The sequence below is a fragment of the Photorhabdus africana genome (assembly GCF_035181445.1).
Lineage (GTDB): Bacteria > Pseudomonadota > Gammaproteobacteria > Enterobacterales > Enterobacteriaceae > Photorhabdus > Photorhabdus laumondii.
This window is the reverse complement of sequence record NZ_JAXBVE010000040.1, coordinates 1-12,017: the sequence shown is the minus strand read 5'-3', so window position 1 is coordinate 12,017 and position 12,017 is coordinate 1. Positions and strand designations below refer to the sequence as shown.

Annotated in this window: 11 protein-coding genes and 1 tRNA gene; 11 read left to right on the top strand and 1 reads right to left on the bottom strand. The window is 53.5% G+C overall.

Translation table 11 applies throughout. From position 1 onward, the window contains the following. Positions 1-68 precede the first annotated feature (68 nt). Together SLS51_RS18495 and SLS51_RS24170 are read left to right on the top strand one after the other, a co-directional pair. Positions 69-156, top strand: a tRNA-Ser gene (locus SLS51_RS18495). Continuing rightward, positions 115-456 (top strand): DUF6538 domain-containing protein, encoded by a 342-nt coding sequence (locus SLS51_RS24170; RefSeq protein ID WP_369293950.1) that lies wholly within the window; start codon positions 115-117, stop codon positions 454-456. The genes SLS51_RS18495 and SLS51_RS24170 overlap by 42 nt, the downstream gene beginning before the upstream one ends. A gap of 337 nt (positions 457-793) precedes the next feature. On the opposite strand, the gene SLS51_RS18490 is transcribed toward SLS51_RS24170, so the two are convergent. Further along, complete coding sequence (locus SLS51_RS18490; RefSeq protein ID WP_323840091.1) at positions 794-916, bottom strand: hypothetical protein; 123 nt, start codon at positions 914-916, stop codon at positions 794-796. A gap of 954 nt (positions 917-1,870) precedes the next feature. On the opposite strand from SLS51_RS18490, the gene tssB reads away from it, so the two are divergent. From tssB to SLS51_RS18445, 9 genes are all read left to right on the top strand, one after another. Continuing rightward, entirely contained in the window at positions 1,871-2,368 is a 498-nt protein-coding gene (gene tssB / locus SLS51_RS18485) for a type VI secretion system contractile sheath small subunit (RefSeq protein ID WP_323840112.1), read from the top strand. Positions 2,369-2,399: 31 nt separating this feature from the next. Beyond that, on the top strand, positions 2,400-3,932 hold the full coding sequence (gene tssC / locus SLS51_RS18480; RefSeq protein WP_323840090.1) for a type VI secretion system contractile sheath large subunit: 1,533 nt from the start codon (positions 2,400-2,402) through the stop codon (positions 3,930-3,932). 4 nt (positions 3,933-3,936) lie between these two features. Beyond that, complete coding sequence (gene tssK, locus SLS51_RS18475) at positions 3,937-5,283, top strand: type VI secretion system baseplate subunit TssK (protein ID WP_323840089.1); 1,347 nt, start codon at positions 3,937-3,939, stop codon at positions 5,281-5,283. Continuing rightward, a complete protein-coding gene (gene tssL, locus SLS51_RS18470) occupies positions 5,280-5,942 on the top strand; it encodes a type VI secretion system protein TssL, short form (RefSeq protein ID WP_323840088.1) in 663 nt (220 codons plus the stop codon). The genes tssK and tssL overlap by 4 nt, the downstream gene beginning before the upstream one ends. A gap of 7 nt (positions 5,943-5,949) precedes the next feature. After that, positions 5,950-6,117 carry a hypothetical protein gene (locus SLS51_RS18465; RefSeq protein ID WP_323840087.1) on the top strand — a complete coding sequence of 56 codons (168 nt, stop codon included), beginning with the start codon at positions 5,950-5,952 and terminating at the stop codon, positions 6,115-6,117. Between the two features lie 46 nt (positions 6,118-6,163). Beyond that, positions 6,164-7,681 carry an OmpA family protein gene (locus SLS51_RS18460; RefSeq protein ID WP_323840086.1) on the top strand — a complete coding sequence of 506 codons (1,518 nt, stop codon included), beginning with the start codon at positions 6,164-6,166 and terminating at the stop codon, positions 7,679-7,681. Positions 7,682-7,685: 4 nt separating this feature from the next. After that, the gene (locus tag SLS51_RS18455) at positions 7,686-8,177 is read left to right on the top strand and encodes an Hcp family type VI secretion system effector (RefSeq protein WP_323840085.1); all 492 of its coding nucleotides are present in this window, start codon (positions 7,686-7,688) and stop codon (positions 8,175-8,177) included. A 172-nt stretch (positions 8,178-8,349) separates the two neighbouring features. Then, the gene (gene tssH / locus SLS51_RS18450) at positions 8,350-11,004 is read left to right on the top strand and encodes a type VI secretion system ATPase TssH (RefSeq protein WP_323840084.1); all 2,655 of its coding nucleotides are present in this window, start codon (positions 8,350-8,352) and stop codon (positions 11,002-11,004) included. Then, on the top strand, positions 11,001-12,017 hold a 1,017-nt coding region (locus tag SLS51_RS18445), incomplete at its 3' end, for a type VI secretion system Vgr family protein (protein WP_323840083.1). The genes tssH and SLS51_RS18445, both read left to right, overlap by 4 nt.

Genomic DNA, 12,017 nt, shown 5'->3' with positions numbered 1-12,017 from the left:
ATTTAAGGCAATCGAACAGAAGGATACTTTACATCTGTCTCGGTGCTGTTTATAGTGCACGCCATTGCGGAGGGGTGGCCGAGCGGCTTAAGGCAGCGGTCTTGAAAACCGCCGATGGGAAACCATCCGAGAGTTCGAATCTCTCCTCCTCCGCCACTTCTTTCTAACCTTATTTTTCTAAATGATTTTCCTAAGATTCACTCCTTACTGTTACACATGGGTGTACCACATCGTTCCAACGGTGCTGGAGAATTCATTCATATGTGTACTCATCTTTATCGTCGTGGGCTAATGTATTATTTCCGCCGGAGAATACCTGCTGATTTGGTACAAGCTTGTGGAAAATCTGCAATAGTTCAATCTCTTAAAACAACCAACAGAGCTGAAGCACTAATATGCCTTCGCCAACTTGATGTGAATTTAGATCTAAAGTTTGCAGAAGCACGACTTGGGTAAGGTAGGGATGTCAAATTCACTATCATTGTAAGTTTCAAAAGTTTTACCAGAGTTTTTATATAATCTTTATTAGTCGAATCCGCCACTTTAATAAATTTTTTGACTGGTAGGTAAATTTAGTTATAAATAGATTGAATAATTGACCGTGAAGAATATTGGACGACAAAATGTCCAATGGATTATTTAAAGAAATATGAAATTATTTATATACCCTATGGATTTCAAGATGCATCGCGGCGGCAAGGGAGTGAATCCCCGGGAGCATAGCAAACGATGTGACCGGGGTGAGCGAGTGCAGCCAACAAAGAAGCAACTTGAAAGATGACGGGTATATACTCTATTCTGCTGGAATTGTAATAGGTTCCTTGTTAACAAAAAAAGGATTATCACCGGCTACACCTGAATACATTCTTAAAATATCTTTGCCATTATTACGGTCATTCACGGTGATAGCGCTCATTTTTATTCACTTCACTCAGATATTATCAATTGGCTTCATCATGATTTAGCGTTTTACGATAGGGTTGGGGTGTGGGCTATCTTCCCCTTTATTACTCGGGATAAGTTTACATGGTCATCCTGAACTATCTGGAGTTGACTTAAATGGACCGGCGTCTCCGGGACATAAATATAAAATGGCATACCCGAAAATGAATCATCCTCTCCATTATCAATAATCGCATTTTCCCGTACTTAGGCTCCCTATTTCAGAAACAACCTCTTCAATAACTTTCATACCATCAAAAAGAGCAAAAAAACATGCCAGCTTTATCACGTAGGATAAGGCCTTTTCATTTTCATACTTATTATCCTGCAAAATCTATAATTAACCCGCGTGTTATTCCGCAATATCATGAATATGACGTGGCTTAATTGAATGTATTCTCATTTGCATAATCTGACTGATAACCATTCTCTTTTTTACCCATCCAATCAGGCACGGTTTATTTATGATTTAGTGAATTGAAAAATAATATAAATTTAAAAATATAACCGAGCTTTATCGTGCTGAATGGTCTTAATGATAACAAAATAAATTAAGTCGCTATCATTTTATAAAAACAAACACAACTTTATTGTGAAAAAATCGTTAAGGCTGTTTAGGTTTGGTTTATATATTATCTGTTTTTGCCATCATATGTCAGGTTTTATGACTAAATAGTCTTGAACAAAAAGTGCTATTTGATAAAAAATGTCTTGATTTTAGATAAATCAGTTTACAAAATCGCCCTGGTTAGGAAATGATCTGTCCGGTTAATGTGTTTATTTATGGCGGCGGATCTTCTCGGTGTTCTCTTATTTACTGCCCGGTTAACTGCCTGCTCTGAAATATCTGAATCCGTTCTTTGTTCCTGAAATTTATCGGGCATGACCCCCATGCCTGGCGTTATTTTTTATTGCTGAGGAGCCGATGATGGCCCAGAGTTTTCAAAACGAAATCCCCAAAGCACGGGTGAATATTAAATTGGATTTGCATACCGGTGGTGCACGGAAAAAGGTTGAACTTCCGCTGAAATTATTGGTGATGGGCGATTACAGTTATGGCCGGGATAATCGTCCCCTCTCGGAAAGAGAAAAAGTGTCTATTAACAAAAACAATTTTGACAGCGTGATGGCGGAATTCAGCCCCGCGCTTAACCTGACGGTTCAAAATACCCTGGCTGAAAATGGCGGCGAAGAAAATATCGCCCTCATTTTCCAGCAAATAAAGGATTTTGATCCTGAGCAAGTGGCCCGCCAAATTCCCCCACTGCGGGCGTTACTTTCTATGCGTAATTTATTGCGCGATCTGAGATCCAACCTGCTTGACAACGCTACCTTTCGCCGGGAGTTGGAGCACATTCTCCAGGATGACACGTTGAACGATCAATTGCGGGCTGAACTGGCGGCGCTGGCACCGAAAACCCGCTGATGATGACCGTATTTTAGTCAGGAGAGAAGTGATGACTGTACAAGAACAAACCGCTTCTGCCGCGGCAACCACACCCTATGCCGAAGGCAGTGTTTATCAATCCTTGTTTGAAAAAATCCATTTACAGCCGGTCGAACGACTGAGTGATATCGACCGCTTTCAGTGCAGTGATGCGCTGGCGGATGTCTCGGCGGATGAACGGGTGACCGCGGCGGTCAGCGTTTTTCTCACGCTGTTGAAAGCCTCGGCACGAAAAGTCGAGCGGCTGGATAAGGCCTTGTTGGATAACCACATCGGCGAGCTGGACCAGCAAATCAGCCGTCAGTTGGATGTGGTGATGCATCATCCGGCCTTCCAGCAAGTTGAATCCGCCTGGCGTGGTCTGAAATTTTTGGTTGACCGGACGGATTTTCGTCAAAACGTCAGCATTGACCTATTGGATGTGACCAAAGACGACTTACGGCAGGATTTTGACGATGCGCCGGAAATTGTGCAAAGCGGCTTCTATCTCCACACTTACATTCAGGAATACGATACGCCGGGTGGTGAACCTGTCGGCTCGGTGATTGCCAATTACGAATTTGATGCTGGCTCACAGGATATTGCCCTGTTGCGTCATATCGCCAAAGTATCAGCCGCGGCGCATATGCCCTTCATTAGCGCAGTCGGGCCCGCCTTTTTTGGTAAAAAAACCATGGAAGAAGTGGCGGCGATTAAAGACATCGCCAGCTACTTTGACCGTGCTGAATACATCAAGTGGCAGGCGTTCCGCGACAGCGACGATGCCCGTTATATTGGCCTGACGATGCCCCGTGTACTCGGGCGCTTGCCCTATGGCCCGGATACCGTGCCGGTACGCACCTTCAACTATGTCGAAGAGGTCACCGGGCCGGATCACAATAAATATTTGTGGACCAATGCCGCATTTGCGTTTGCCGCCAATCTGGTCAGGAGCTTTGTCAGCAATGGCTGGTGTGTGCAGATCCGCGGGCCGAAGGCGGGGGGCGCGGTCACGGATTTACCGATCCATCTCTACGATCTGGGGACCGGTAATCAGGTCAAAATTCCATCAGAAGTGATGATCCCGGAAACCCGCGAGTTTGAATTCGCGAATCTGGGGTTTATGCCGCTTTCGTACTACAAAAACCGCGATTATGCCTGCTTCTTTTCGGCCAACTCGGCGCAAAAACCAGCGTTGTACGACACCAATGAAGCCACGGCCAACAGCCGTATCAATGCGCGTCTGCCCTATATCTTTCTGCTGTCACGGATTTCTCACTATTTGAAGTTAATCCAGCGAGAGAACATCGGCACCACCAAGGACAGGCGTCTGCTCGAAATTGAGTTGAACAACTGGATCAACACGCTGGTCACTGAGATGACCGATCCTTCAGACGATGTGCAGGCATCTCACCCGCTACGCGAAGCGCGCGTCATTGTTGAAGATATTGACGACAACCCCGGTTTCTTCCGGGTCCGGTTGTACGCAGTGCCCCATTTTCAGGTGGAAGGACTGGACGTCAATCTGTCTCTGGTTTCTCAGATGCCGAAAGCCAAGGGGTAACAACATGAAAATTGATCGTCCGTTATGGGTGACGGGCACTATCCTGTCGCCCCAACAGTTTCAGCAACAGGCCCGCTGGGAGGCGTATGCCCGTGAATGTGTTGCCCGACTGGGGGGGCTGCCTCCCTGGGGGGTGCTGACTGCCGTGTTTGATACAGACACCCTGGCCCTGGGGCAATTAAAAGCCAATCACTTGTGTGTGCGTTTTGCTGATGGATCGCTGATTGACACCGATCAGGCGGATCGCTTACCCCCGGTGCTGGAACTGGCGACAGTGTTGTCGGCGGAGACGCAACAGGCCACCGTCTTACTGGCGTTGCCGCACACTTACGCGAACGGGGGGAATTGCCTTAAACCCGATGAACAGGCTGACCGTCCGGTGCGTTACCGGCAGGAGTGGGTGCCGGTACAGGATGAATTCAGTGACCGCAATGAATCGATGGCGGTGGCCCGTTATGCCGTGTCGCTGCGCGTTGACGGGATGGAAAACGGCCAGTATCTCACCTGTCCCGTTGCCCGCTTGTTACGTGACGCTCAGGGAAACTGGGCCTTTGACAAACAGTTTGTGCCGCCGTTACTGCGGCTGAGTGCGAATGCTGGGCTGATGGACCGGCTCGATCGATTGCTGACGCAGTTGCGGGCTAAACAGGCCCGGTTGATGGGCATGCGCCGTGAGAGTAACGAGCGGATGGCGGATTTTGCCGTGGCGGACGTCTCATTGTTTTGGCTGCTCAATGCGCTGAACAGCTATGAACCGGTACTGCGTGATTTTCGGGCGCACGGGGAGGTGCACCCGGCGTTGTTTTACCGTGAAGCGGTCAGGCTGGCGGGCAGTTTGCTGACATTTTCGCTCGATCATGACGCCGGGGGTATTCCGTGTTATCAGCACGATAACCTGACGGCGGTGTTGCCGCCGCTGTTTGACTTGCTCAGTCAATTACTGGAAATCAGCCTGCCGTCGCGGATGGTCGCCATTGAGCTGAAAAAATCGGCACAGCAATGGACCGGGACGCTCCACGATGCCCGCTTGCGTGAAGCGGCGGATTTTTATCTTTCGGTTCGCGCTTCAATCCCGGCGCACCAATTGCAGACCCGGTTCCCGTTGTTGTGTAAAGCCGGGGCGCCAGATGAAGTTAACCAGATGATTAACCGGGCGTTGACGGGTATCCCGTTGGTGGCGCTGAGCCAGGTCCCGGCGGCGGTCCCGTTGCGGTTGGAGAACCAATATTTTGCTCTTGATCTGACCCATCCATCCGCGAAAGCCATGCTGGCGGCAGGGACTTGTGCCTTCTACGTGCCCAGTGTGCTGGACGATATTCAACTTGAACTGTTTGCGGTGCTGAGAACATGAATCGATCACACTTACTCACTAAAAAATCGCCACTGGATATTGATGCTCTGTTGCAAAACAGCTACTTGCTGGTTACCGAGCTGTGCCAGGGCGTGCCGGTGGAGCAGGGGAGCGTGGTATGGCAACACTGTATCGACGAGATAGAACAGACGCAGGGGGCGCTGTCTGCTGCCGGCGTCAGTGACGCTGCAAGGGGACACATCCGGTATGCTTTGTGTGCGCTGTTGGATGAAACCGTCTTAAAACGGGCACCGGACGAGGGCTATGCGGCCTGGCGCGTGGCCTCGTTGCAGGCCCATTTCTTTGATTCTGCGGCGGCGGGTGACCAGTTGTTTGCGCGGATGAACGCGGTGCTGAATGAACCGACCCCGGATCGGGCGGTCCTGACCTGTTTTCACCGGGTGTTGCTGCTGGGATTCCAGGGGGATTACCGGGAGGACACGTCATTGATACGTGAACAACTGATAACTCGCTTAAGTCAACACGTCTTACCGTTCGACAGTTTTCAGCCCTCGCCTGTGCTGGTCGGGACTTTACCGTCCTGTGCCGGGTTGCGTTCCATTGGTGGTCCGCTAATCATGACGATAATCGTGCTGACCGGTGTCTGGTGGGGGTTGGGGCAGTATCTGCTCACGCGGCTGCCGGGGTGGGCGCAATGAGTGCGATGTGGCGACGGGCGCTATGGGGATGGGCAGCCGGGTTAGGGCTGTTGCTCTGTCTGGTCTGGCTCCCCTTATCGCCGGTGGGCCGATGGGTGGGAGTGGTCATTATCCTGCTCTTCACGCTGGTTGGACTGTTTTATACCGCGCGATCCCGGCGACGGGAACACCTTGACAGCCTGTCGGCCGTGCTGCCGCCGGAAAGCGATCGTCGCCCGGTCGTGCTGGTATGCAGTCACGTTCAGGACAGTCTGTTTGGTGAAGAACGGCTGCGTCAGACGCCACAGGGCTACTGGCTGTGCTTATCGCCGGGCACTTCCCTGTCTGATGGGGTGGCAAGCCTGCTGGCTGCCCGGCCCGCCTGGGGCGGCCAATTGAGCGTGATGGCTGTCATCAACCCGCAACAGTACCGGGATGAGATGGCTCTGGCGGGTTGGGTGCGGGAACTGCGCTGGCAGCTTGCTCAGGTGTGTCGCTGCCAGGGTATCCCGTTACCTTTAGTGCTGACCGGTTACTTAGCCGGGGCGTCCCAACGTCCTGATTCACCGTGGTTTGTGTGGCAGGTAGGCCAGAACACCGTCACGGTCTGGCGCAAAGGCGTCTCGGGTCAACCGCTGGCGGATTGGTTGGGTGAGGGCAGCGTGGCGGAGCAGGCCGCCCGTTTTCAGTGTGGGGTTGAACTGACCAGCTGGGCTGACTGGATGCAGGCATGCGTATTACCCGCTTGCCTGACCCCAGAATACGACCTGCCGCCTTGTCCGCCTCAGGCGATGGCGCTGATCTTTGTCCCGGCATTACCGCAGAGGTTAACCGGTCATCTCTGGCAACAGTGGTTGCAAACCAAAACGGCGCTCAACAGCGCCGGTGACCCGATAAGCTCACCGGATACCGGGGTGCCGGTATTGCCCTTTCCGAACCCGGTATTGCCTCTGTTACCCATGAGATCATGGCAGACCGCCGGGCAGCGGGCTCTGGGGATGGCGTTGGGGCTGTTTATGCTGGCGGGGATGACCGCGCTGGGCTGTTCGGCTTGGCATAACCGGCAAGGGCTGCGTCAGGTGGACGATGACTGGCAGCACTATCACGCTGTCGCCATGACGGATGAGCGCGGCAAAGCGCAGGCGATGGCGGTATTGAGGAACGATGCCGATCGTCTTGAGGAGTATTACCGTAACGGGGTGCCGTGGCGTCTGGGATTGGGGTTGTATCAGGGGGCGCGATTACGTCTGCCGTTACAGGCGGCGATTGCCGGTTATCACCTTGAACATCAGGAAAAAAAACCGGTGACGACCGTGTTACCGCAGACGCTCAGTTTGAACAGTCTGGCGCTGTTTGATGTGGGACAGGCGACACTGAAACCCGGTTCGACCCCAGTATTAATCAATGCGTTGATCAATATCCGCGCCAAACCGGGCTGGATGATTTTAATCACCGGCCATACCGATGTGACTGGCCATGCCGCGAAAAACCAGGCGCTGTCACTGGCGCGGGCCGAAGCCGTCCGTGACTGGCTATTACAGACTGGCGCGTTGTCACCCGCCTGCTTCGCCGTACAAGGCGACGGGGCGACGCGACCGATCGCGACGAATACCACAGCGGCAGGGCGTGCCGCTAACCGCAGAGTTGAAATCCGTCTGATACCGAACGCGGTCGCCTGTCCGCGACCGCAAACGGTGCCGGGCGTTTCAGCAACAACGTCGCCGATACCGGCGACACCCTTGACACAACAACAGGAATAAACTTATGGCGATACCCGCTTATTTATGGTTGAAAGATGACGGCGGTGCCGACATCAAAGGCTCTGTCGATGTTCAGGGCCGGGAAGGCAGTATCGAAATTGTGGCGTTGGAACATGCATTGTATATCCCGACGGACAACAACACCGGTAAGCTGACCGGGACCCGTGTGCATGCCCCCTTGGTGTTCACCAAAGAAGTCGATGCCTCGACCCCGTATTTGTATAAAGCGGTCACCTCCGGTCAGACCCTGAAATCGGCGGAAATCAAGTGGTACCAAATTGATGATGCCGGTCAGGAGAAAGTCTATTTCATCACCCAACTGGACAACGTGAAGGTGGTGAAAGTGGCGCCGTTGATGCATGACATCAAAGATCCGGCCAAAGAGAAGCACAACCATCTGGAACGCGTTGAGTTCCGCTACGAAAAAATCACCTGGACTTACAAAGACGGCAACGTCATTCACTCTGATTCCTGGAGTGAACGTTCGACGGCGTAACGTCCACTGTTTTTTATTTTTTATCGTTTAGAGGCAGGTGGGGCTATTGGCCCCGCCTGGGACAAAAACACCCGAAATAATGAAAAATCATGACCTTATGGGCTTCGGTATACGGCTATGGGCGGTAGCGTATCCGGTGTCATAACAGAGGTACAGGATGGAGCAAACTGTCATGGAAAATCCGTCAGCTATTTTACTTCGTCGGTTAAATCCCTATTGTGCGCAGGCGCTGGATGCGGCGGCGGTACTTTGCCGGACACGGGCACAGGGTGAAATTACGGTGGAGCACTGGTTGCTCAAGCTGCTTGAAATTGGGGAAGGCGATATTACCGTGATTGCCCGGCATTATCAGTGGGATATGAACACGCTGTGGCAGGCACTCCTGGCGGCGCTGGATCGCCTGCCACACAACATTAATCATCAACGCCCGCGGTTGTCAGATCGCCTGTGGCGTTTATTACAGGTTGCCTGGGAAGTGGCTGCTCAGGAGGAGGGCAATGAATGTATTCGTTCGGTGCATCTGTTGCAGGCACTGCGCGGTCAGCCGGACGGGGTGCAGGCTCATAATGTCTGGCCGTTACTGAGCGTGAGCGTGACACAACTGCAACGTCTGCGCCCGTTGTTGGATCGCCACTCAGACGAGTGCCCGGAGAATTTGACTGAGGCAGAATCAGCTGTTGACTTGGCGGAGACCGACGCAGATAACCCCGGACTCAATCCTCACGCGTTATCTCCGGCTTTGCAAAGCGTGTTGGATAAATTCACGCGGGATATCACTGCCTGCGCCGCTGAAGGCGACATTGATCCGGTCTTTGGCCGTGATAATGAAATTCGCCAGATGATCGACATCTTATCGCGACGGCGTAAAAACAACCCAATCCTGGTGGGTGAGCCGGGCGTGGGGAAAACGGCGTTGGTGGAAGGGTTAGCATTGCGCATGGCTGAAGGCAATGTCCCCGATAGCCTGAAAACCGTCAGTATCCGGGGGCTGGATCTGGGCTTATTGCAGGCGGGTGCCGGGGTGAAAGGCGAATTTGAGCAACGCCTGAAAAACGTGATTGAGGCGGTACAACAATCCCCCCTCCCCATCGTGTTGTTTATTGATGAAGCACACACGCTGATTGGCACGGGTAATCAGGCGGGCGCCGCCGATGCGGCTAACTTGTTAAAGCCGGCGCTGGCACGGGGAGAATTACGCACAATTGCCGCCACCACCTGGTCGGAATACACGCAATATTTTGAACGGGATGCGGCACTGGCGCGCCGTTTCCAGCCGGTGAAAGTGGATGAACCGGACGATGAGACGGCTTGCCTGATGCTGCGCGGACTGAAAACCCGTTATGCCCGTCATCATGGCATCCACATTCAGGAGGCGGCGGTCAAAGCCGCTGTCACCTTATCCCGCCGTTACCTGACCGGGCACCAGCTGCCGGATAAAGCGGTGGATCTGCTCGATACCGCCGGTGCGCGGGTGCGGATGAGTCTGGACACCGTACCGGAGGCGTTGACGCAACTCCAGTCTCAATTAACGGCACTGGAGATAGAGCAACAGGCGATCCGGGAAGACAGGGCACTGGGGCATGCTCATCACGCTGACCGTCTGGCGCAGATTGAGGTACTGCGCAATGCACTGTGTCGGCAACAGCAACAGCGGGATGAACAGTATCAGCAGGAAAAACAGCTCACGCAGCAGTTACTGGCGATCCGTCAGGACAGCAACCGGCAGGATGAACTGGCCGCGTTACAACAACGACTGGACACCCTGCAACAGGGGAAGCCGTTGCTCTCGCCGGATGTGGATGTGCGTACCGTGGCAACCGTGATTGCTGACTGGACGGGCATCCCGTTAAGCAGCGTATTAAAAGACGAACAAACCGGCCTGCTCCACTTAGAACAGCATTTGGGCGAACGCGTTATCGGTCAGACGGCGGCGCTGTGGGACATTGCTCAACGTTTACGGGCCGCTAAAACGGGTCTGACACCGGAACAGGGGCCATTGGGTGTCTTCCTGCTGGTTGGGCCAAGTGGGGTAGGGAAAACCGAAACGGCGCTGGCATTAGCGGATAGCTTGTTTGGCGGGGCGCGTTCACTGATCACGATCAACCTGTCGGAATATCAGGAACCGCACACGGTTTCCCAACTGAAAGGTTCACCACCGGGTTATGTGGGATATGGTCAGGGCGGGATACTGACAGAAGCGGTCCGTCAACGTCCTTACAGCGTAGTGCTGCTGGATGAAGTGGAAAAAGCCCATCGTGACGTGCTTAACCTGTTCTATCAGGTATTTGATCGCGGTTTTATGCGTGATGGTGAAGGGCGTGAGATCGATTTTCGCCATACCGTGATGGTGATGACGTCGAATCTGGGCAGTGATCACTTGATGGCGCTATTGGCGCAACAGCCTGACGCATCGAATGCTGCGTTGCATGAACTGCTGCATCCTGTGCTGCGGGATCACTTCCAGCCCGCCCTGCTGGCCCGCTTTCAGACGGTGATTTACCGCCCGTTATCGGCTGAGGCACTCAGACGTATTGTGGACATCAAACTGGGGCAGGTGACCCGGCGACTCAATACCCATTATGGCCTGACCTGTCAGGTGGAAAGCGCCCTCGGTGACACGCTGGTCAGCGCCTGCCTGCTGCCGGACAGCGGTGCCCGCAATATCGACAGCTTGCTCAACCAGCAAATCTTGCCGGTGTTATCACAGGCGCTGCTGGAACGTCTGGCCCATCACGCTAAACCGGCTGGGGTGATATTGGGCGCCGATGAAACCGGTGAGATCACCCTGACATTCACTGAAACAGAGAAAACGGAGAGCCCGCCATGAGCAACGCTACCCCGGCGATCATCTTTGATCACAGCCGTTACAAACTGAAAGTGTGGAAAAATACCGCGCCGCTGGATGTGGTGGCGTTTAGCGGGCAGGAAGGCTTAAGCCAGCCTTTTCGTTACGCGATTGAATTCACCAGCCCGGTGAAAGAGATCAAACCGGCGCAGATGCTGATGCGGGACGCGGCGTTTACCCTGACATCACCGGCGTTCAATCCGGGGATGCGGGGCATGCCGGTGATACCGCCGGCACCGCTGCGCACGATCTACGGCGTGATCAGCGAATTTAAACTGTTATCCACCTCGCGGGATGAAAGCCGTTATGAAGTGACTCTGGAGCCGCGGCTGGCGTTGCTGTCGAGAAGCCGCCAATTCGCTATTTATCAGAAGATGTCGGTACCGGAAATCGTGGAAAAAATCCTGCGTGAACGTCACGGCTTTCGGGGGCAGGATTTCTTATTCACCCTGGCGTACCCCTGCCCGAAGCGGGATCAGGTGATGCAATACGGCGAAGACGACTTGCGTTTTGTGCAACGCCTGCTGGCGGAAGTGGGGATCTGGTACAAACTGACGGCGGATGACCGGCTGAAAATCGATGTGGTGGAGTTTTACGACGATCAGCGTTACTACCAGTTTAATGTCTATATGCCGGCTCGGAATCCGTCAGGCATGCACGGCGGGGAGGAAGACGCGGTGTGGGGCATGGAAACCGCGCATCAGGTGGTGGCAGGCAAAGTGGTGACCCGCGATTATGATTACCGTGACGCGCTGCCGCAGTACGGTATGGATGCCGAAGTGGATGTGACGCGGGGCGATGAGACCCTGTATGGCGAAGCGTACCATTACCTGGATAACAACTACCGGGTACTGGGCAACCGTTACGACCTGGATCCGGCAGTGGAAAGCGGGGTGTTCTACTCCCGGCTGCAACATGAGCGTTACCTGAATCGGCAGACCCAACTGCGGGGGTTGACGACATCCGCCACGCTGTTGCCGGGCCAGGAGTTGAAA